Source organism: Devosia faecipullorum (genome assembly GCF_015158295.1).
Taxonomy (GTDB): domain Bacteria; phylum Pseudomonadota; class Alphaproteobacteria; order Rhizobiales; family Devosiaceae; genus Devosia; species Devosia faecipullorum.
Map to the genome: position 1 here is coordinate 247,038 of NZ_JACDXV010000003.1, position 21,021 is coordinate 268,058.

Sequence of the window (21,021 nt, forward strand, 5' to 3'; positions counted from 1 at the left end):
CCTCTTTGTGAATGCGGCTTCTTAGCGCCGATTGTGGCTCAGGAACATCCCAATTTCAATGGCGGCGCGCGGCGATGGCATGGTGGTTCCGTTTTCGTCACCACAAGGCTCATCCGGGTGGCGACAAAAATCGCGCACCTGGATTGCCCCGACAAGCCGGACAATCCATCGCCACCGCTTAATGCCATGGACCAGGGATGGGGCGAAGGAACAAGACCATGATGGCCAAGCCAGGCCGGGGCGCGACACTCAGCGCAGATTATCCTTGAGGAAAATCCCGATTTCGATGCGGTCGGTCACCGCTTCCCGCGCCGTGCCGAGCGCCAGCGTCCTTGCCGCCGCGATGGCTTCGCGGATTTCTCCGTCCGGGTTCTGGTCCAGCACCACGTCGATGACCCCCTCCATGAGGCCGGCGCGGGTGGGGGCAGTCAGCTCATGGGCGATCACCCGCAGCCCGCTTGCCCGGCCCGAGGCGTGCAGCGCCGAGACCAGCCCGCCATTGCCGGCGCCCAGATTATAGAGCCCGGCCAGATCGGGATGCTCGGCAAGGAGAGCCTCGATGATGGCCGCGGTTTCGCTGCGTCCGTCATGACCTTCGAGCGGGCCGATCAGGACAAGCGCGGGAAATTCGCCGCCGAGCGCGGCGACAAAGCCGTCGAGCCGTTCGGCATGGTCGCGCAGATGCAGCGAGCCGGCGACAATGGCCACCTTGCCGCCCTGGGGCAGGAAGCGTCCCATCAGCGAGGCGGCGGTGCGCCCGGCCGCCACATTGTCGATGCCGATGAAATGCCGCCGGGCCGAATGGGGCAGGTCGGAGACCAGCGTCATCACCGCAATGCCGCGCCGCTGCGCCGCATCGACGGCGGCGATCAGCTCGGGCGCTTCGCTGGCCACGATCACCGCGCAATCGCATTCCGCTACATCGAGCGCGTCGAGCGAGCGGGCCAGTTCGGCGCTGTCCAGCGCCCTGACGCGCCTGGTTTCGAGATGGATACGGTCGGCCAGGGCGGCGTCGAAGCGGCGCGACACCGCCTCGGCCAGATTGTCCATGAATTCGTTGGAGCCGTCGGGAATGAAGAACACGATGCTGAGGTCGCGGGAACGCGCCATCAACGAGGCATTGAGATCGCGCGAAAAGCCCAGGCTTTGTATGGCCTCATCGACCTTCTGCGCCGTCGCCGCGCGCACGCCGGGCCGGCCATTGAGCACCCTGTCCACCGTGGCCAGCGACACGCCGGCGGCGCGGGCCACGTCATGAACGGTCGCCCGTCGCTTTACCTTGTCTTCGCTCAAGCCGGTTTCCCCTGCCGTGCCATTCACCGAGCACACTTGTTGCCGGTCGCGAAAAGGTCAAGTGCAGCGTTGCGGCCCCCAACCAATGGGGATAATGCTCGCCCCCGACAATTGGGGAGACAGAGATGGCGGTCAGCGTTTCAACCTTCGGGGATCATGACGGCAAGCGGGTCGATCTGTTCCGCCTCAGCAGCGACGATGGCGTCAGCGTCGACATCATCTCCTATGGCGTGGCGGTGCGCGACTGGCGCGTGCCGGTCGCCGGCGGGGAACGCTCGGTGGTGCTCGGCTTCGAGCAATTCGAGGCCTATCCCGCCCATAGCCCGCATTTCGGCTCGCTGGCGGGACGCGTCGCCAACCGCATCAAGCATGCCAGTTTCGAGCTGGACGGGGTCACCCACCGGCTCGCCGCCAATCTGGACCAGATGCAATTGCATGGCGGGGCCGAGGGCCTGGGCCGGCAGGTGTGGAACGGACAGGCCGACAGCGCCAATAATGCCGTCCGCTTCACGCATTTTTCGCCCGACGGGGCCATGGGCTATCCCGGCAATGTCAATTTCGCCGCCACCTATAGTTTGATCGGCAAGCGCCTGCGGCTGGAATTGCGGGCCACGACCGATCGGGCCACCCCGATCAGCCTGGTCCAGCACCAATATTTCAATCTGGGCACCAGCGACCACGTGCTCGATCACAGGATTGAGGTGCCATCGAGCGCCTATACCGAACTGGGCAGCGATCTGGCGCCCACCGGCGCCATCCTGCCTTCGGCGGGGACCATCTATGACCTGCGTCAGGGCCGGACCATGCGCGACCAAAACGGTGCGCCTTTGGATTACGATATCGGCATGGTGCTCGATACCGGCCGCCGGCATGCCGATCCCATCGCCACGGTCTTGTCCCCGGATGGCGATCTGACCCTAAAACTGTGGAGCGACCGCCCGGGTCTGCAGGTCTATAACGGCGTCTGGACCGATGTGCCGGTGCCCGGTCTCAATGGCCGGCGCTACGGAAAGCATTCCGGCTTCTGCCTCGAAGACCAGAGCCCGGCCGACGCGGTGCACAATCCGCACTTCCCCAATATCATCCATACGCCCGATAGGCCCTACAGCCATTGGTGTGAGTTCGAGATCGCGTGAGCGCAAATGCTAGCAGTCTGTCAGCGGATTGCCTTGAAAGGCCAAACCAGAGGCGCTTTCTGCTGACATAATCGGACAATATGATGAGAAATCATCCTGATCCGCCAAAGCGGGAGGATGATATGCGAAGAGGGCCATGGACAAGACCGAACGCCTGTTTTCGATCATGGACGCCTTGCGCCGCCATCGGCTTCCGATCACTGCCGCGGCTCTGGCCGAGCAGCAGCAGGTCTCGGTCCGCACTCTTTACCGCGACATCCAGACGCTTATCGGGCTGGGCGCGCCCATCGATGGCGAGGCCGGGGTGGGTTATATGCTGAAACCCGGATTTTTCCTGCCGCCACTGATGTTTAGCCCCGAGGAGCTGGAGGCGCTGGTGCTGGGTGCGCGGTGGGTCGAGACCCAGCCCGATGATGGCTTGGGCGCCGCCGCCCGCAATGCCCTGGCCAAGATCGCCACCGCCTCGCCCGAAGATCTGCGCGACCGGATCAGCGACACCGCGCTCTGGCCGGTGGCGATCTGGGGCCAGCGCAAGCCCATCCCGGTTCTGGCCGACATCCGGCTTGCCATGCGCCAGGAAAAGGCCGTGGCCATCGACTACGAGGACGTCGAGGGCCGGCCCACGAGCCGCACGATCTGGCCGGTCGGGCTGGCTTTTTATGAAGGAAAACAAACGATTGCCGCCTGGTGCCTGTTGCGGCAGGATTTTCGCAGCTTCCGTACCGACCGGATCGTTCGCCTCCAAATCACTGAGGCCCGCTACGGCAAGCGCCGCGCCATTCTCGAACGCGAATGGCGCGCCAGCTGGGTGGACGACGCCCGCCATGAGGCGGGCGGAGAAGGCTAAGTCATTCGCGCGTAAAGGCTTTCTGGCCTCATATTCTCATCGATCCGGAAACGGTGATCGGCCGGAGGATGCGCCCGCTGCCCGCATTCGAGGCGCGGGCAGATCCGGCATCCAACCCCGATCGGCACCACCTGCTGCTCGCTGGCCAGGTCGATACCGTCGGAATAGATCATGTCACGAGCATGATGGATGGCGCAGCCCAGCCCGATGGAAAGATAGCGGCGCGGCGCGTTGTAGCGGTAATCGCCCTTGGTAATGGTGCGGGCGATACAAAAATAGCGTTGCCCGTCAGGCATTTGGCTGACCTGCACATTGATCCGTTCCGGCGCAAGAAAAGCGGCGTAGATGTTCCAGCGTGGGCAGGCGCCGGAATGGCGCGGAATATGGATGCCCGAGAGCGAAAAGCGCTTGGAGATATTGCCGGCAATATCGGTGCGCACCAGATGCAGCGGAATGCCCGACGCGCCCTTGCGCTGCAAGGTGGTCATGCGGTGGCAAATCTGCTCGAACGAGGCGCCAAAGCGCCGGCCCAGCCGCTCGATATCGTAGCGATAGTCCCGGCAGGCCTTGAGAAAAGGCGCATAGGGCATGATCAGGGCGGCGGCAAAATAGGCCGAGAGCACATTGCGCGCCAGCGCCGGCGCATCACCCTCCGGCAGGTCGGACGCGGCCAGGATCGCCTCGATTTCGGCGCCCGAGGCCACTTGCCCAACATGTTGGGCCAGAAGGAAATTCGCCGTTTCCATGGGCAAAAGATCGGAAAGCAGCATCTGGCGTCGGGCCGGGTCGAGCTGGCGGGCAATGCCATGGGGCAGAGAAGCAAGCCGGACGTCGAGGCCGAAGACATTGAACAGATAGGTTCGGATGCCGGCCTCGAAGGAATCGCCGGAATTATCGATATCCCCGCGTATGCGCTCTGCACTATCCTCCAGACTGGAAAAATAATTGCCATTGTTCTGGAGGAAATCGGAAATCGCATCGGTAGCCAGATGAAAGGGCGCAGTTTCCCCCTCTTGGCGTGCGCTAGGCTCATCCGAGCGCAGCAGGCGATAGCGATCGTATAATTTGAGCACGGCGCGGGCGGCGCCGGGATTGGCCTGGGCCAGATCGCGGATTTCGAGATTGGTCACATCGCTATCGGCGAAAATATCGTCGCCGAACGCTTCCATCAGATCGCCGACCAGCCGCCCCTCGTCGCCATCGACCAATTCGCCCGGCTCGACCCCAAAATAGCCGGCGATGGAGAACAGCAGCGGCACCGTGACCTTGCGCCGATTGTGCTCGATCAGGTTGAGATAGCTGGCGGAAATGCCCAGGGCCTGCGCCAGGTCCGCCTGATTGAGACGATGCTGGCGACGCAGCCGCTTGATCCGGCCACCGACCTGGTTTTCGGCCATGTCCACCATGATATTCCTCCACCCGATTTTTACAGAATTTACAAAACAATCCTGCCGAATTGACCGCCGATTTACAGCTTTACAGGCTGTAATGTGGTTATTTCTTGCATATCGGTCGTGTTTGTCAAATCTTTACAGACACCAACGAGGAGAAATTCCGATGATCCCGAGCAGCGAACAGCGCGACGAATACATCACCATCATCGCCCCCACTGCCAATGAGGCCATGGCGCAATTCAAGGCCCGTGGCCTCGACGCCCTGGGCTATACGATTGCCGGCCGCATCGGCCGGCACCAATTCACCCTGGTCGGCGGCGAAGACACGCAGGAATTGTTTTCCGGCGCCGGCATGATCGCCGCGACCTTTGCCCGCAGAGTCGCGGGCTAATATTGCGTAAGTCCGGCGTTCACGGCGCGGCCATTCGCGCATAGCGCTCAGGGCCTTATCGCCTGAAAACGCTCCACCGGAGCGTTTTCGCAGCCAGGCCGCCGGCTCGAAGTTTCACGTGAATCACCTGTTTTGTGGCTCCACTGAAATGGAGACCGGCAAAGCCATGTCCAGATGAGGAAAAAGACATGCTCGACAAGCCCAATCGACCGGAAGCCTTCCCGGCGCCCGATTATGCGCCGGACCGTTGGAGCAATATTGCCCGTTCCTATACGCCCGCCGATGTGCGCCGGCTCGCCGGATCGCTCCCCATCCGCCATTCCCTGGCCGAAAACGGTGCGAAAAAGCTCTGGCAATTGCTGCATACGGAAGATTTCCTGCCCACGCTCGGCACGTTTACCGGCAATCAGGCGGTGCAGCAGGTCAAGGCCGGGCTCAAGGCCATCTATCTCTCCGGTTGGCAGGTGGCGGCGGACGCCAATTCGTCGGGCGACATGTATCCCGACCAGTCGCTTTATCCGGTGGACAGCGTGCCCGCCGTGGTCAAGCGCATCAACAAATCCCTGCAACGCGCCGACCAGATCCAGACCATGGAACAGGCCGACGGCATCGCCACCACCAATCACGATTTTCTCGTGCCGATCATCGCCGATGCGGAAGCCGGTTTCGGCGGCGCGCTCAACGTGTTCGAACTGATGAAGGCGATGATCGAGGCCGGGGCGGCGGCAGTGCATTTCGAGGACCAATTGGCCAGCGAAAAAAAATGCGGCCATCTCGGCGGCAAGGTTCTGGTGCCTACCAGCCAGTTCGTGCGCACGCTCAATTCCGCCCGGCTGGCCTCCGATATCATGGGGGTGCCGACGCTGATCATGGCTCGCACCGATGCCGAAGCGGCGCGGCTCATCACCTCCGACATCGACGATCAGGATAAGCCCTTCGTCACTGGGGAGCGAACCGCTGAAGGCTTCTATCGCCTCAAGGGCGGCATCGACTGCGCCATCGCGCGGGGCCTCGCCTATACCCCCTATGCCGACCTTATCTGGTGCGAAACTTCGACACCCGATCTGGCAGAGGCGCGCAAATTCGCCGAGGCCATCCGCAAGCAATATCCCGAGCAGATGCTGGCCTATAATTGCTCGCCCAGCTTCAATTGGGCCAAGCATATGGATGAGACCGCCATGGCCAAGTTCCAGCGCGAGCTTGGGGCAATGGGCTATAAATACCAGTTCATCACCCTGGCGGGCTTCCACAATCTCAGCCTCACCACGTTCGAACTGGCGCGCAGCTACAAGGAAAACGGCATGGCCGGCTATTCCAAATTGCAGCAGGCCGAGTTCGCCGCCGAGCCCCATGGCTTCTCCGCCGTACGACATCAGCGCGAAGTGGGCACCAGCTATTTCGATGCCGTGTCGCTGACCGTCAGCGAAGGCCGCAGCGCCACCACAGCCATGGCGGAATCGACCGAAGCAGCGCAGTTCCACTAGGACATCATCGCGCCGGAGCTTCCGCTCCGGCGCGATTCACGTGAAACATTATCCACTGGCCTATCCACCGCTTAGGGACACCAGTCCCATGAGGTCGTCGAGCCGGATCAAATCAAGAGCCAGAGTGCCCAGCCAGAGCAGATGTACGCCGGCAATGAGCAGTGTCGTCGCCACATAGAGAGGCTTGCGCGTCTTGTGACGCCACAGCGACTGTCCCGATAACCCACCCATTATCCCGAAACAGAGATCGACACCGAGCAAAGTGGCTTCGCTGATCCGCCAGCGCCCGGCCAGGGCGAAGCCTTTATCGAGCCGATAGAGCACCAGCGATAGCAGGCCGAAAACCAGATAGGGCCATGAAGCCTGCCAGGGCAGGCGATTCAGCGCAATGCCTACCCCCAGCGCGCCCATGAGCAGCCACAAAAGCGGCCAGCGCCACTCCAGTCCGAACCGATGACCCGGCGCATTGCGGCGGGGCGATTGTGTGAAGGCGCGGGGATTGGCGCCGAGAATGGCCACCGACTTGGCAACTGGCCTTCCATCGCGCCCGCGACCGGGCGTGAAACTGACCCTGTCGCCATTGCGGGGCCGATTGGCGATGCGCCCGATATCAGAAATATGAACGAAATAGCGCTGCTCATCGCTGCCTCGGACAAAGCCGAAGCCGCGCGCATCGTTCCAATCCAGCAATTCACCCGAAAGCCTGTCGTCCCGCATCGGCTAAAATAGGGAACGCCGCAGGGGCAACTTGATTGGAGCGGGAAAGCCGGTCTCGAGATCGGTCCAGAACCGGTCGCGCAGAATCTCGGGAAACACATAACCGGATGGGAGCGCATTGCGGGCGAACCAGCCGGCCTCGCGGATCGATTCCCCATCGGCGGGATTGGCGGTGACATCGAGCGCGCCGGAAACGTAGCGGGCCAGGAACCAGAATTTGACGATGCGGCCCGAGCCGTCGACCAGTTCATCGATATAGGCCAGCGGCCCGGTTTCAACCGCGATCCCGGCCTCCTCCAAAGCCTCCCGCCTCGCCGCCTCGTGCAATTGTTCATCACCTTCGACGCCGCCGCCAGGCCCGCACCAGAAATCGTGAATGCCGGGGCGATAATGGCGCACCAGCAGCACGCAATCGTCGCGAAGCGCCAGAGTTCCGGCGGAAATACGATGTTTCATAATTTTTCCGGCTCACGCCGCCCCGAAATTGAGGCGATAGCCGAGGGCCTCGGCGATATGGGGCCGCGCCACATTGTCCGATCCTGCCAAATCGGCAAGGGTGCGGGCAACCTTCAGGACCCGGTGATAAGCCCGGGCGGAAAGGCTGAAGCGCTCCGCCGCCTGCAACAACAGGGCCTGGCTTTCGCGATCAGGCTCGACCAGTCTGGCGATCAGCGCCGCCCCGGCAGCGGCGTTGGTGGTTATCTCGGGATGACCCGCATCGGCATAGCGGCTGCGCTGGCGATCGCGCGCAGCGGCCACCCGGCTCGCCACCATAGCGGACGATTCCGCCATACCAGCGGGCGCGATCATTTCGGTGGCGGACACCGCCGGCAGATCGATGCGGATATCGATGCGATCAAGGAAAGGACCGGAAATTCGCGCCTGATATTCGGTGGCGCAGGCGGCGCCACGCTTGCAGACATGGCCCGGCGTGCCGGCCATGCCGCATTTGCAGGGATTCATGGCGGCGATGAGCTGGAACCGGCTGGGATAGGAAATCCGCGCATTGGCGCGGGCAATGACGATTTCCCCGCTTTCCAGCGGCTGGCGCAGGCTATCAAGCACGCTGGGCGAAAATTCGGGCAATTCATCGAGAAACAGCACGCCATTATGCGCCATGCTCACCTCGCCCGGGCGCACCTTGAGCCCGCCCCCGACCAGCGCCGCCATGGAGGCCGAATGGTGGGGCGCGCGAAACGGCCGGCGATCGGAGATCGCGCCGCCGGCCAATTCCCCCGCGACCGACTGGATCATCGACACATCGAGCAATTCGCGGGGGCCGAGCGGCGGCAGGATGGAAGGCAGGCGCGCCGCCAGCATGGATTTTCCGGCGCCGGGCGGCCCGACCATCAGCATATTGTGTCCACCCGACGCCGCCACTTCCAGCGCCCGCCGGGCCAGCGCCTGGCCGCGCATATCGGCAAGATCGGGCATGTCGCCCGCAAGGCGGGGCTGACGGCTAGGCCGGGGGCGGGCCTGCATCTGATGGCCGGTCAAGTGATTGATCAAAGCGAGGAGGGTTCCCGCCGCGACGATGTCGATCTCCTCACCCGCCCAGGCCGCCTCGGGACCGGTCTCGGCGGGGCAGATAATGCCTTTTCCCTGGGCCTGGGCCGCGATGGCGGCAGGCAGGACACCGCCGACCGGGGCGAGACGACCATCCAGGCCCAGTTCGCCCAGTGCGAGGAAATTGTCGAGGCCGTCCTGGGGAATGGCCCCCAAGGCCGCCATCAGCGCCAGCGCAATGGGCAGATCGTAGTGACTGCCCTCCTTGGGCAGGTCAGCCGGGGCAAGATTGATGGTGATGCGCTTGGGCGGCAGGCCCAGACCTGAAGCCATGAGCGCGGCGCGAACCCGCTCGCCGCTTTCCCGTACCGCCTTGTCGGGCAGGCCGACCAGAATAAAGGCCGGCATACCGGGCGCGATCTGCACCTGAACATCGACCGGTACGGCCTCAATGCCCTGGAACGCCACTGTCGCAACGCGGGTGACCATCTGCCCCATCCCCCGATTTCAGCGCGACGATAGCAATAAAGGTCACGACGAACAAGAACACATGAAGAACAAGTCAGGGCGCGTTAACCATGCTCATTGCCACAGAGGTTAACCTAAAGCTCCATTAACCGGGCCATGTTGAATAAAAGTCGATTTAGTCCTGCGTATCGAGTGTTCCGCCCATGGCCATCGCCCCGGTGACCCGTCCCTTTTCCACCCTCATGCGTGGCGTGATGATCGGCATCATTGCCGCCGCCTTGGCCGCCTGTGCAACGACCGGCGGGCTCTATGGCGCCATTCCGGGCGACAAGCGTCCCCATTCGGGCGTGGATCGGGCGCGCGGCATGCCCATTCAGGGTATCGACGTGGCGCGCTACCAGGAGAATGTGGACTTTGCCAAGGCCCGCGCCGCCGGCACCCATTTCGTCTTCATGAAGGCCACCGAAGGCAAGGATTACGTCGATCCGGACTTCCAGCGCAATTGGGCGCGGGCGCGCGAATCCGGCATGCCGCATGGCGCCTATCATTTCATGACCTGGTGTTCGACCGCCGCTGAACAGGCCGAGTGGTTCATGCGCAACGTGCCGGCCGATCCGAGCGCCATGCCGCCGGTGCTCGACCTGGAATGGAACAACCATTCGAGCTGCAAGACCAAGCCGAGCAAGGCCGACGCCATGGAAAAAATCCGCGTCATGCTGGTCGCCATGGAACGACATACCGGCAAATTGCCGATCATCTATACCGACATGAATTTCCACCGCGACATCCTGGAAGGCGAATATCTTCCCAATGCCTTCTGGCTGCGCTCCACCGCCGCCGAACCGCATGAACGGTATCGGAACCGCACCTGGACCTTCTGGCAATATACCCAGACCGGCGTCGTGCCCGGCGTGCGGGGGGAAGTGGACCGCAATGTCTTTTACGGCAATCGCGAGGATTGGCTGATGTTCCTGTGGACCGGTTGCGATCCGCGCGCCATCGCCGCCTTGCAGGCCAGTGGCCGCTGTCAGGCCGCGAAATAGGCGAAGCCATTTTCCTTGGCCCCAAAAGCCTGTATTCATCGCCGGGAACCCGCGCTTCAGCAGGCGCGGCGGCGATGAAGAGGGAAACGGGACATGAATATTTTCAGCGAGTTCGGACTTGACGGGCTGAGTGTGGTCCTGATCGGGCTGGGGCTCTTGTTCGTGCTGGTCCTCTTCGCCGGGGCCAAGACGGTGCCGCAGGGCTATAATTTCACCATCGAGCGGTTCGGAAAATATACCCGCACGCTCAAGCCCGGCCTCAATCTGATCGTGCCGTTCATCGATACGATCGGCAAGCGCATCAATGTCATGGAGCAGGTGCTGGACGTGCCGCACCAGGAAGTGATCACGCGGGACAATGCCTCGATCACCGCCAATGGCGTCACCTTCTACCAGATCCTGGATGCCGCCGCTGCCGCCTATGAAGTGGCCCATCTGGAAAACGCCATCCTCAACCTCACCATGACGAATACCCGCACGGTGATGGGTGCGATGGATCTCGACGAATTGCTCAGCCATCGCGACGAGATCAATGAGCGGCTGTTGCGCGTGGTGGATACGGCCGTCGCGCCCTGGGGGGTCAAGATCACCCGCATCGAGATCAAGGATATCGACCCGCCCAAGGATCTGGTGGAATCTATGGGCCGACAGATGAAGGCCGAGCGGGAAAAGCGCGCCACCATTCTCGAGGCCGAGGGCCAACGCCAGGCCGCAATCCTGCAGGCCGAGGGCGCCAAGCAGGCGCAGGTGCTGGAGGCAGAAGGTCGCAAGGAAGCCGCGTTCCGCGACGCCGAGGCCCGCGAACGCTCGGCGGAAGCGGAAGCCAAGGCAACGCAAATGGTGAGTGACGCCATCGCGTCGGGCAATGTGCAGGCGATCAATTATTTCGTCGCCAACAATTATATCGAGGCGCTGGGCAAGCTCGCCACCTCGCCCAATCAGAAGGTGCTGATGCTGCCGGTCGAGGCGTCGAGCGTCATCGGGGCCATTGGCGGCATTGCCGAAATTGCCCGCGAAACCTTTGGGCCCGAGCGCCCGGCCGGCGCAGCGCGCTCCACCAGCCGACCACCGAGCAGCGGCGGACAGGGCGAGCGCACCTAAAATGGAAATCATCGCCTTTCTGGCCGAAAATGGCCCCTGGAGCTGGATCGTCGCGGGGCTGGTGCTGCTGGCGCTCGAACTGGCTTTGCCCGGCGGGTTCCTCGTCTGGCTGGGCATTGGCGGCATCCTCACCGGCCTCCTCACCCTGGTCCAGCCGCTGCCCTGGGCAGTGCAATGGCTGATTTTCGGTGTGTTTTCGCTGGTCAGCATCGTGCTTTGGCTGCGCATCGCCCCTAAAAGACGCCGCGCCGGACATCGACCCGAACTCAACCGCCGCACCGACCGATATATCGGCCATGAAGCGGTCCTCGATGCTCCCATTCAGGATGGCGTCGGGCGGCTGGCGCTGGGCGACAGCATCTGGCGCATTGCCGGTCCCGACCTGCCGGCAGGACAGCGCATCCGCATCGTCGCCGCCGAAGGCCCGGTGCTGCGGGTCGAGGCGGTATAACGTCCCCGACGCAATGGTTCATTAACCATAAACTGCAAGGATCGGTGTTCGTGGCCCCTCGGGCCCAATGGCCGATGCGATCAGCGATTCCGTCGGTGTTCTGGCGGAGCGGAATGTGGCCGGGCGAAATTTGACATTGCTGCTCGTCCTGGCTGCGGGCCTGCTGCCGGCTGGCGCCAGCAAGGCCGATCCGCTCGGACCCGAGAGCGCCAAGCTGGACATGGATAGGCTGCAACCTGGCCTCTATCCGGCGGCACCCGGCTTGACCGGGGAATGGAGCGAAGCGCCGCATACGCCCTTTCACCTCGACTGGTCAATCGGGCTCAAGGGCGCCTATACGAGCAGCAATACGGGCGGGTATTTCCTCACCACGCTCAATCCCGCCTTCACCGCCAGACATGATGGCCAGCGCACCGATATCGTTATCGAGGGTGATGGCACGATGGCCCGGCAATGGGACAATGGCGGCCATGCCGGGTTAACCGCGCTGCGACTGGGCCTGTCCACCGATAGCGCGCTCGACGCCAATATGCGGGTCAAGGGCAATGCCGCAATCAATTTCGGCCAGGCCCTGCCGGGCACGCAAGGGCTCAATGCCGACATCATCACCCCACCGCAAGTGCTGAGCGGATCGGCGGGACTGGGCATCGAGCGCAGTTTCGGCCAGATCAATCTGGCCCTCAAGGGTAATGTGGAACGCGCCGTCTATGGCCCGACAATGCGCCGGGATACCGGCCGCACCGACAATGCTGACCAGAACCTCTGGCAGGCCGATGCAATATTGCGGGCCGGCGTGCAAGTGACACCGATCCTCGAAGTCTTTTCCGAAGCCACGCTGGGCCGCGACATGTTCGATGCCGCCTCGCCCACGCTCGGGGTCAGAACCGACGCCACCAGCACGGCGCTGCGCGGGGGCATTGCCGGAAACTGGAACGGCATTGTGCGGGCCAGCGCCTCTATCGGACGCGGAAAGCACGATTTCGATGCCGCGGGCCTCACCGATATCGACACCTGGCTCTACGACGCGAGCCTCAGCTTCAGCCCTGATCCCACGCTCAACCTGACGGCGTCGTTGTCAAGCGCTGTCGAGCCCACAGGCAGCGACAGCAATGGCACGGCGCGCGTCGTGCACACCGCACAGACGAAGCTCGACTACACCGTTAATTCCTGGCTGCGCCTGCGCGCTTCGGCCGATTGGGGCCTATCCAGGCTCGAAGGCAATGGCGAAACCGAACAGCGCCGAGGCCTGGGCGCCGGCGCTGACTACGCCGTCAACAAGCATACGGCGCTCTCCGCCGATTACGGCTATGGCCATCGCGACAACAGCAATAACGGGCAGAGCGACACGCATACGATCAGCGTCGGGATCACCCTCCGGCGCTGACGCCACAGCGCAAATTCAGAGCCGGTCTTCGAGGTCGAGCTTGCGCAATTCCTTGAGGAAGCCGTCGCGAATGTCGTCGCGGTCGAGCGCATAAACCACATTGGCGGTGAGGAAGCCGATCTTGGCGCCACAATCGAAGCTCTGGCCGCGATATTTGACCCCGGTGAAGGCCTGCTGCGTCATCAGCGTCTGCATGGCGTCGGTGAGCTGGATTTCGCCGCCGGCGCCGCGCGGCTGATTGGCCAATAGCGCAAAAATCTCCGGCTGCAGGATATAGCGGCCCGAAATGATGAGATTGGAGGGGGCATCCTCACGCTTGGGCTTTTCCACCATGCCGGTAATGGAAAAGCCGGTGTCCGGGCCATCACCACGAGCGACCACGCCATAGGAGGAGACATCGCTCTCGGGCACTTCCTCGACCGCGATGACATTGCCGCCCGTCTCCTCATAAGCCTCGATCATCTGCTTGAGCACGCCGGGCTCGCCCTTGAACAGCATGTCGGGCAGCAGCAATGCAAAGGGGCTGTCCCCGACAATGTGGCGGGCGCACCAGACGGCGTGGCCGAGACCCAGGGGTTCCTGCTGACGGGTGAAGCTGGTGCGGCCGGCCGAGGGGAGATCCTGCTGTAATTCCCGCAGCGCCGCGGTCTTGCCGCGCATTTCCAGCGTGGTTTCCAGCTCGAACTGGCGATCGAAATGGTCCTCGATCACGCCCTTGTTGCGGCCGGTGACGAAGACGAAATGCTCGATCCCGGCCTCCCGCGCCTCGTCCACCGCATATTGGATCAGCGGACGATCGACCACGGTCAGCATTTCCTTGGGCATCGCCTTGGTCGCCGGCAGGAACCGCGTTCCCAGGCCGGCAACGGGAAACACGGCGGTACGAACACGCTTGGACACTGAAAATATCTCCTCTTGGACCCGCTGCAGACGTAAAGCTAAATCAACGTCTGGGCCATATCATTGCCACCACATAGCATTTCTCGCGCGGAGACAAAACATGACCGTCCTGGTGACCGGCGGCGCCGGTTATATCGGCAGCCATATGGTACTCAATCTGGCTGATAGCGGCGAAGACGTGGTCGTGCTGGACAATCTGGTCACCGGGTTCGACTGGGCGGTGGACGGGCGAGCGCGTTTCGAGCCGGGCGATGCCGGAGACATCGATCTGGTGCTGCGGCTGATCGAGAAACACGGCATCACCGAAATCGTGCATTTCGCCGGCTCGATCGTGGTGCCCGAATCGGTCACCAATCCGCTCAAATATTACGCCAATAACACCGCGACCTCCCGCAATCTGATCGAAGCCGCGGTCCGGGGCGGGGTGAAGCATTTCATCTTTTCGTCCACCGCGGCGGTCTATGGCATGACCGGGCTGGCGCCCGTGGTCGAGGATACCCCGCTCCATCCCATGTCGCCCTATGGCCGTTCCAAGCTGATGACCGAGTGGATGCTGGCCGATGTCGCGGCCGCCCATCCCATGACCTTTGGGGTGCTGCGCTATTTCAACGTGGCGGGCGCCGATCCAGCCAAGCGCTCGGGCCAGTCGAGCCCGGAGGCCACGCATCTGATCAAGGTCGCCTGCCAGACCGCATTGGGCCAGCGCGAAAAGATGAGCATTTTCGGCACTGACTACGAAACGCCGGACGGCACCTGCGTGCGCGACTATATCCATGTCACCGATTTGATCGCCGCCCATGCGCTCTTGCTCAAGCATCTGCGAAGGGGGGGCAACAGCACCACGCTCAACTGCGCCTATGGACGGGGCTATTCGGTGCGCGAAGTGGTCGATACGGTGCGCCGCGTCTCCGGGATCGATCTGCGCGCCGAGGAAGCGCCGCGCCGGGCGGGCGACCCCGCCTCGATCACCGCCACGGGCGAAAAAGTGCGCCAACTTCTGGGCTGGGTGCCCCAGCATGACGACCTTACCGAAATCGTGGAAACCGCCTATGCTTGGGAACGGCATTTGATGACCCGCAATCGCTGATCCCAAAGGACCATTGCGCCGGATCGTCTATGACGGAGGGGTGAACGCCATGCCTTGTGCGCCCCGGCAAGCGGCGTGGCCATGCCGGGGGCGGAATGCTAAAAGACCAGGGATAGAGTCCTGGACAGATTGAATGAAACGGCTCGTTGTTTTCCTGCTGATTGCCATGATCGGCCTAATCGAAACCGGACCGGCGCTGGCTCAGGCGCTGTCCGGCGATCGCGTCCTTGTGGCCCAGCAGGCCGAGCCGCGCCGGCGCACATTGTTTGACCTCTTATTCGGCGAGCAACCGGCGCCGCCTGCGCCGGTGCAGCAGACCCAGCCGCGCCAGAGCGCGCCCAGCGCGGCGCTGCCCCCGTCCACGCCAAAAATCGACAAGGCGCCAGATGCCACAAGGCTTACCGTCTTCGGCGATTCGCTGGCCATCGACCTGTCGCGCGCCCTCGAGCGTTTTTATGCCGACGACCCCAATCTGGCGGTGATAGGGCAGGGGGTCAGTTCTTCAGGCTTTGTGCGCGACGATTATTTCGACTGGAACAAGGCGCTGGCCGAACAGATCGCGGCCGACAGTTTCGACATCGCTGTGGTGATCATCGGCATCAATGACCGGCAGGAAGTGCGGGCCAATGGCCACACCTATCCTGCGCTGAGCGAGGGTTGGACCTCAGTCTACCAGGCCCGGCTCAATGCCTTTCTCGACCAATTGCGTAGCGCTCGCAAGCCGGTAATCTGGCTGGGATTGCCCCCCATGTCACGCGGCGAATATTCAACGGCCATCAGCCAGATCAGCGCTTTGCATCGTCTGGCGGCCTTTTCGGGCGGTGCGGAATTTGTCGACATTTACGAGCGGTTTCTCGGTGAGGACGGCCGCTATTCGGCCTATGGGCCGGATGTGAACGGCCAGAACGGGCTGATGCGCAAGGATGACGGTATCCATTTCTCCGCCGCCGGGTCGGACAAGCTGGCCTTCTATATCAGCCAGGCCATGAAGAGCTTTTATCGCGGCGGCGGCGTGAGCATTGCCGTCGCCGACCCCCTGGCCGGAACTGATGCCGCAACCCTCTTGCGCCCGCCCTATCAGGGCCTGGGACAGATGCGCCTGCTGGAAGTCGCCGGTGCCGTCATTCCCCTTAGCCGCGCGCCACAGCGCGCCGACGACCTGCTGCTGATGGACGGGCGGCAGGCCACTGGCCCCGGTTTTGAGCTCGACCAGCTCGTCCGGGCGCCCCAGGGAAGGCTGGATGCATTCGGGGTCGGAATCGATCTGGAAGCGGCAGCGGCGGCCGGGCCGGTCGAATAGGATCGGGCTCAGCCCAAAAGACCGCTGGCCTTGATGCCGTCGAAGACGAATTGCACGGCAAGGGCGGCCAAAAGGATGCCGACGACGCGCGACACCACCGAGAGGCCGGTCAGGCCGAGCAGACGCTGAATGGGAATGGCGATCAGCAGCGTCAGCCAGGCCAAAGCCAGAATGACCACGATCGCCGCCAGTACCAGCCAGAATTCGAGATCGGACTTGGCGCCCGTGGTCAGCAGGATGACGGCGCTGATGGCGCCCGGCCCGGCCATGAGCGGCATGGCCAGTGGAAACACCGAAATGTCGTGGCTCTGGCGCGCTTCGATCTCTTCTTCATCGGTGGTGCCGGTGCCGCCCGAATGGCGGGCAAACACCATGTCGATGGCGATGAGCAGCAGCAGGATGCCGCCGGCGGTGCGAAGCGCCGGTATGGTGATGCCGAAGACATCGAGGATGGCATTGCCCAGGACCGCAAAGAACAAAAGAATGGCCAAAGCCACAAGGACGCCCCGGGTGGCGAATAGCCGCCGCTGCGCCGGCGTATTGTCCTTGGTCAGGGCCGCAAAGATGAAGGCGATGTCGGCGACGCCCACCGTGGCGAACAAGGTGGCGAATGCGACAAAGAAGCTGTTCATGCGTTTCCCCCGGCCCAGAACACAGGACTAGGGCATTTGCCGGCCGACGCCAAGCCCGGCCGCAGCAGGGCACGATCTCGGCAAGTGCAAAATGTCGCCCCGGAGTCCTCTCTATGCATGGGATGCTGCGAGCAGGTGATCAGCGCCGCCTTTTTTCGATGGCGTCCCAGATCAGCACTGCGATGTCGGGGCCGCCGAAGCGCTTGATCTCGCGAATGCCGGTGGGCGAGGTGACATTGATCTCGGTGAGGTAACCGCCGATGACGTCGATGCCGACAAAGATCATGTCGCGCTCCTTCAGCGCCGGAGCGATCGCAGCGCAAATCTCGCGCTCGCGCTCGGTGAGCGGGGAGAGTTCGGGACGCCCGCCCACATGCATGTTGGAGCGCGCCTCGCCATCGGCGGGAATGCGGTTGAGCCCCATGATCGGCTCGCCGTCGATGATGATGATGCGCTTGTCGCCCTGGCGGACATCGGGCAGGTAGCGCTGCACCATGAAGGGCTCGCGGTAATTGGCCTCGAACAATTCCAACAGGCTCGCCAGATTGTGGTCGCCCTCCTGGATGAAAAAGACGCCGGCCCCGCCATTGCCGTAGAGCGGCTTGACGATGATATTGCCGTGCTCGCGGCGAAAAGCCTGAATTTCGGCGCGGTCGCGCGTCACCAGGGTTGGCGGCATCAGCTCGGGAAATTCGGTGACCAGAATTTTCTCCGGCGCATTGCGCACGGCAGCCGGCGGATTGACCACCAGGGTCTTGGGGTGGATACGTTCGAGCAAATGGGTAAGCGTGATGTAATTCATGTCGAAGGGCGGATCCTGGCGCATCAGCACCACATCCTGGGTGGAGAGGTCCACCCGCCGCTCTTCCCCAAGGCTGAAATGCTGGCCCTTTTCGGCATCGGTAACGACGATTTTCTGGGCCAGCGCGCTGACCACATTGTCCCGCAGGGAAAGGGTGTCGGGGGTGTAGTGGAGCAGTTCATGCCCGCGCGTCTGCGCTTCGAGCATCATGGCGAAGGTCGAATCGCCCAGGGGGTTGATCGTGGCGACATGGTCCATCTGGACCGCAACTTTGAGGCTCATGACTTCACTCAGCTAGCGGAAAAGGCATTGATGAGATGGCGCGGCCAGCGGCCGGGTGCAAGGAAAATAACGTCGAAGCGCATATCCTTACCGCTTTCGGCGGGATGGCGGGCCAGCCAATATTGCGCCGCTCGCACGATGCGGGCGCTGTTGACGGCGCCCAGCGCCTCGGCTTCGCTGCCCTGATGGCCTCGGCTCTTGACCTCGACAAAGATTATTGCGCCGCGCTTTTCGGCGATGAGGTCGATTTCTCCCACTGGGGTTTTGAAGCGCCGGGCCCGTAGCCGATAGAATTTCATTTGCAACAACAGCCCAGCCAGCGCTTCGCCACGATGGCCCTGCTGCTCGGCCGCCAGTCGCCGCTCAGCCCGCGTTCTTGAGCGCCAGCGCGGCATCATAGACCTCCTTGCGCTTGAGGTTGAAGCGGGCGGCGACCGCATCGACGGCGGCGCGAAGCGGTTGATTTTGCATGGCTTGCGCCAGCTCCGCCTGCCAGTCCTCGGCGGCGGGCAATGCCGGTTCAGCGGCGCCCGCCACGATAATGACCGCTTCGCCGCGCGTTTCGGCGGCAGCAAATTCAGCCGCCAGATCCGCGAGCGTGCCGCGATGGGTACGCTCGAAACGCTTGGTCAGCTCCAGCGCCACCAATGCCTGCCGGTCGCCAAATATGGCTTCCATGGCCGCCAGCGTGTCGCCGAGACGGCGGGGCGATTCGTAGAAGACCAATGTTTCACGTGAATCGGCGTGCTTTTTCAAAGCGTTAAGGCGCGCACCGGCCTTGGGGGGCAAGAAACCACGAAAGGCGAAGGCGTCGGTGGGCAGTCCGGCAATGACCAGGGCCGAGAGAAGGGCCGAGGCCCCGGGGATGGGAAAAACCGGCAGGTTTTGCTCGGCCAGGGCGCGGATCAGGGGGAAGCCCGGATCGGACAGAAGCGGGGTTCCGGCGTCGGAAATCAGCGCGATTGCCGACCCGGAGGCGATGCGGGTGGCTATCTCCTCGATGCGGCCGCGCTCGTTATGTTCATGAAATGCCTGCTTTTTTGTCGTGATACCGTAATGATCGAGCAAGCGGGAAGAGGTTCTGGTGTCTTCGCAAAGGATGAGATCGGCTCCCGCCAGCGTCTCGAGCGCGCGCAAGGTGATATCGCGCAGATTGCCGATCGGGGTGGAAACGACATAAAGGCCCGGCGCCAAAGCGGGGGCGCCAAAGCGCGTTCCGGCGATAAAATAGTCCGCAATTGGCTCGGTCATGCGCCCCGATCATCCCTTTTCAATCCTTGATTAACCAAATGGGGGGAGTTTGTTAACAGACTGTGCACGTTAAGGACCGCATCGGGTGAATATGGGTGGCGAAGCCGCAAAATGGACGCGACGCTCGGCGATGATCGGGTTGGCCTCGGCCCTCGCCGCCTGTTCGGGCGGCACCTATCAGCTCGGCTCGCGCAGCCTGACCCTGCCCTGGGGTAACGACGGGTCCAGCGGCGGCGATGGAGGCGGGGGCGGGGGCTCACCGATGACACCCTTGACGCCGACCGGGAGCGGCAATGTCGAACGCTTCGGGCGGGGGCCGGTCCAGGTGGCGCTGCTGCTGCCGCTCTCGGGCGAGCCGGCGCTGGCGCAATTGGGGCGGGGCCTGGCCAATGCCAGCAAGCTGGCCATGGCCTTTATCGAGGCCAGTCCCAATATCGGGGACAATATCACCATTTCGCTGCGCGACAGCGGCACGACGCCGGCCGGAGCCGTCAATGCCGCCAATGCGGCTGTGGCCGGGGGCGCCAAACTGGTGCTGGGACCGGTCAGCGCCGAGCAGATCAGCGCCGCCGCCCAGGTGACGCGGGCGGCTAATATTCCGCTGATCGGCTTTGCCAATAATGGCAATGTGGCGGGACCGGGCGTCTATGTGCTCAACGTGCTGCCCGACACCGAAATGAAGCGGGCCATTACCTATCTCCGCGAGCAGGGACGGCGCGGGCCGGCCGGCATCTTTCCGGCAACGCCCTATGGCGAGGCGCTGGCCACCGCCTTCCGGCAACAGGCCATGGTGGCGGGGTTCTCCCCCAGCGCCGTCTATACCTTTTCCGATCTCTCCGAAGCACCGGGCATTATCAATCAGGCCAAGCCGATGTTCGACAATGGCATGATCGATGCGCTGTTCCTGCCGGACCGCGCCAGCGCCCCTGCCTTTGCCGGGCTCATCGCGCAAACCGGGCTGGACAAGGATTTCGTGCAATTAATCGGCTCGGCCGATTGGGCCAATGATCCGGCGCTCCTGGCCAATCCGGCGCTGAGCGGGGCCATTTTCCCGGCGGTGGACGAGGCCGGGCTCAACGCCATTCGCGCCGATTACCAGCGCCAGTTCGGGGCGCCGCCGCCGCCAATGGCGACCATTGTCTATACGGCGACAATCCTGGCCAATGTGAACACGCTGTCGCTGGCCAATCCACCCTATAGCGCGGCGCTGCTCACCAATGGCTCGGGCTATTCCGGGCGGGACGGGCTGTTCCGCTTCAACGCCAATGGCCGCAGCGATTATGCGCTGGTGATCCGACAGATCGGGGCAGGCGGGACTACGACGCTGGAGGGCGCGCGGCTCTGAAACGGCAGCGCGGCCCAAGAAAAAAATCTCCCCGCCCTTGTCGCAGCGGGGAGATTTCAATCATTCGTCTTATCGGCCGTCTTATTCCTCTGCCCAATGTCCGTACATGATGGGCATGAGGCCGACCAGGGCCTGGAAGCGGTCCCAGCTCTTGCGCTCGGGGATTGTCCAGCCGGCTTCGGCGACGGCGGAGAGGCGGGGGAAGAC

21 protein-coding genes are annotated in these 21,021 nt (G+C 63.1%); 11 read left to right on the forward strand and 10 right to left on the reverse strand.

Annotated elements, in window-relative coordinates; genetic code table 11:
* Window positions 1–249 precede the first annotated feature (249 nt).
* Window positions 250–1,293 carry a LacI family DNA-binding transcriptional regulator gene (locus H0482_RS10500; RefSeq protein ID WP_193730001.1) on the reverse strand — a complete coding sequence of 348 codons (1,044 nt, stop codon included), beginning with the start codon at window positions 1,291–1,293 and terminating at the stop codon, window positions 250–252.
* A 125-nt stretch (window positions 1,294–1,418) separates the two neighbouring features.
* Here H0482_RS10500 and H0482_RS10505 point away from each other — a divergent pair, with 125 nt between their 5' ends.
* Window positions 1,419–2,429 carry an aldose epimerase family protein gene (locus H0482_RS10505; protein ID WP_193730002.1) on the forward strand — a complete coding sequence of 337 codons (1,011 nt, stop codon included), beginning with the start codon at window positions 1,419–1,421 and terminating at the stop codon, window positions 2,427–2,429.
* A 136-nt stretch (window positions 2,430–2,565) separates the two neighbouring features.
* Window positions 2,566–3,276 (forward strand): helix-turn-helix transcriptional regulator, encoded by a 711-nt coding sequence (locus H0482_RS10510; RefSeq protein ID WP_193730003.1) that lies wholly within the window; start codon window positions 2,566–2,568, stop codon window positions 3,274–3,276.
* Here the strand turns inward: H0482_RS10510 and H0482_RS10515 are convergent.
* Window positions 3,273–4,682, reverse strand: coding sequence for a helix-turn-helix domain-containing protein (locus H0482_RS10515; RefSeq protein ID WP_193730004.1), 1,410 nt, complete (start codon window positions 4,680–4,682; stop codon window positions 3,273–3,275). The two genes, H0482_RS10510 and H0482_RS10515, sit on opposite strands and share 4 nt — an antisense overlap.
* Before the next feature lie 151 nt (window positions 4,683–4,833).
* Between H0482_RS10515 and H0482_RS10520 the strand changes: the two genes are divergently transcribed.
* Window positions 4,834–5,061, forward strand: coding sequence for a hypothetical protein (locus H0482_RS10520; RefSeq protein WP_193730005.1), 228 nt, complete (start codon window positions 4,834–4,836; stop codon window positions 5,059–5,061).
* Window positions 5,062–5,249: 188 nt separating this feature from the next.
* Window positions 5,250–6,545, forward strand: coding sequence for an isocitrate lyase (gene aceA, locus H0482_RS10525; protein ID WP_193730006.1), 1,296 nt, complete (start codon window positions 5,250–5,252; stop codon window positions 6,543–6,545).
* A gap of 60 nt (window positions 6,546–6,605) precedes the next feature.
* On the opposite strand, the gene H0482_RS10530 is transcribed toward aceA, so the two are convergent.
* Genes H0482_RS10530 through H0482_RS10540 form a run of 3 tightly spaced genes read right to left on the reverse strand, consistent with a single transcriptional unit; the run spans window position 6,606 to window position 9,257 of the window.
* The gene (locus tag H0482_RS10530; RefSeq protein WP_193730007.1) at window positions 6,606–7,262 is read right to left on the reverse strand and encodes a DUF1294 domain-containing protein; all 657 of its coding nucleotides are present in this window, start codon (window positions 7,260–7,262) and stop codon (window positions 6,606–6,608) included.
* A gap of 3 nt (window positions 7,263–7,265) precedes the next feature.
* Window positions 7,266–7,718, reverse strand: coding sequence for an NUDIX domain-containing protein (locus tag H0482_RS10535; RefSeq protein ID WP_193730008.1), 453 nt, complete (start codon window positions 7,716–7,718; stop codon window positions 7,266–7,268).
* 12 nt (window positions 7,719–7,730) lie between these two features.
* Complete coding sequence (locus H0482_RS10540) at window positions 7,731–9,257, reverse strand: YifB family Mg chelatase-like AAA ATPase (protein ID WP_193730009.1); 1,527 nt, start codon at window positions 9,255–9,257, stop codon at window positions 7,731–7,733.
* 182 nt (window positions 9,258–9,439) lie between these two features.
* Here H0482_RS10540 and H0482_RS10545 point away from each other — a divergent pair, with 182 nt between their 5' ends.
* The 4 genes from H0482_RS10545 (at window position 9,440) to H0482_RS10560 (ending at window position 13,215) form a co-directional block, all read left to right on the forward strand.
* On the forward strand, window positions 9,440–10,279 hold the full coding sequence (locus H0482_RS10545) for a glycoside hydrolase family 25 protein (protein ID WP_193730010.1): 840 nt from the start codon (window positions 9,440–9,442) through the stop codon (window positions 10,277–10,279).
* A gap of 93 nt (window positions 10,280–10,372) precedes the next feature.
* Window positions 10,373–11,380, forward strand: a complete 1,008-nt coding sequence (locus tag H0482_RS10550; RefSeq protein WP_193730011.1) for an SPFH domain-containing protein — start codon at window positions 10,373–10,375, stop codon at window positions 11,378–11,380.
* A 1-nt stretch (window position 11,381) separates the two neighbouring features.
* A complete protein-coding gene (locus tag H0482_RS10555; RefSeq protein ID WP_193730012.1) occupies window positions 11,382–11,831 on the forward strand; it encodes an NfeD family protein in 450 nt (149 codons plus the stop codon).
* Between the two features lie 115 nt (window positions 11,832–11,946).
* Complete coding sequence (locus H0482_RS10560; protein WP_193730013.1) at window positions 11,947–13,215, forward strand: outer membrane beta-barrel protein; 1,269 nt, start codon at window positions 11,947–11,949, stop codon at window positions 13,213–13,215.
* 15 nt (window positions 13,216–13,230) lie between these two features.
* Here the strand turns inward: H0482_RS10560 and galU are convergent, their stop codons facing one another.
* Window positions 13,231–14,115 carry a UTP--glucose-1-phosphate uridylyltransferase GalU gene (galU, locus tag H0482_RS10565; protein ID WP_193730014.1) on the reverse strand — a complete coding sequence of 295 codons (885 nt, stop codon included), beginning with the start codon at window positions 14,113–14,115 and terminating at the stop codon, window positions 13,231–13,233.
* 100 nt (window positions 14,116–14,215) lie between these two features.
* Here galU and galE point away from each other — a divergent pair, with 100 nt between their 5' ends.
* Both galE and H0482_RS10575 read left to right on the forward strand, forming a co-directional pair.
* Complete coding sequence (gene galE / locus H0482_RS10570) at window positions 14,216–15,202, forward strand: UDP-glucose 4-epimerase GalE (protein ID WP_193730015.1); 987 nt, start codon at window positions 14,216–14,218, stop codon at window positions 15,200–15,202.
* A gap of 133 nt (window positions 15,203–15,335) precedes the next feature.
* Window positions 15,336–16,502 (forward strand): SGNH/GDSL hydrolase family protein, encoded by a 1,167-nt coding sequence (locus tag H0482_RS10575; protein WP_193730016.1) that lies wholly within the window; start codon window positions 15,336–15,338, stop codon window positions 16,500–16,502.
* An 8-nt stretch (window positions 16,503–16,510) separates the two neighbouring features.
* Here the strand turns inward: H0482_RS10575 and H0482_RS10580 are convergent, their stop codons facing one another.
* The 4 genes from H0482_RS10580 to rsmI all read right to left on the reverse strand — a co-directional run bounded on the left by H0482_RS10580 (window position 16,511) and on the right by rsmI (window position 19,469).
* Window positions 16,511–17,134: a MarC family protein gene (locus tag H0482_RS10580; protein WP_193730017.1), complete on the reverse strand. Its 624-nt coding sequence runs from the start codon at window positions 17,132–17,134 to the stop codon at window positions 16,511–16,513.
* A gap of 139 nt (window positions 17,135–17,273) precedes the next feature.
* Complete coding sequence (gene gshB / locus H0482_RS10585; protein WP_193730018.1) at window positions 17,274–18,218, reverse strand: glutathione synthase; 945 nt, start codon at window positions 18,216–18,218, stop codon at window positions 17,274–17,276.
* Between the two features lie 8 nt (window positions 18,219–18,226).
* Window positions 18,227–18,613: a YraN family protein gene (locus H0482_RS10590; RefSeq protein WP_230989566.1), complete on the reverse strand. Its 387-nt coding sequence runs from the start codon at window positions 18,611–18,613 to the stop codon at window positions 18,227–18,229.
* Window positions 18,582–19,469, reverse strand: coding sequence for a 16S rRNA (cytidine(1402)-2'-O)-methyltransferase (gene rsmI / locus H0482_RS10595; RefSeq protein ID WP_193730020.1), 888 nt, complete (start codon window positions 19,467–19,469; stop codon window positions 18,582–18,584). Before rsmI ends, H0482_RS10590 begins: the two co-directional genes overlap by 32 nt.
* A gap of 91 nt (window positions 19,470–19,560) precedes the next feature.
* Here rsmI and H0482_RS10600 point away from each other — a divergent pair, with 91 nt between their 5' ends.
* Window positions 19,561–20,814: a penicillin-binding protein activator gene (locus H0482_RS10600; protein ID WP_230989579.1), complete on the forward strand. Its 1,254-nt coding sequence runs from the start codon at window positions 19,561–19,563 to the stop codon at window positions 20,812–20,814.
* Window positions 20,815–21,021: the final 207 nt, after the last annotated feature.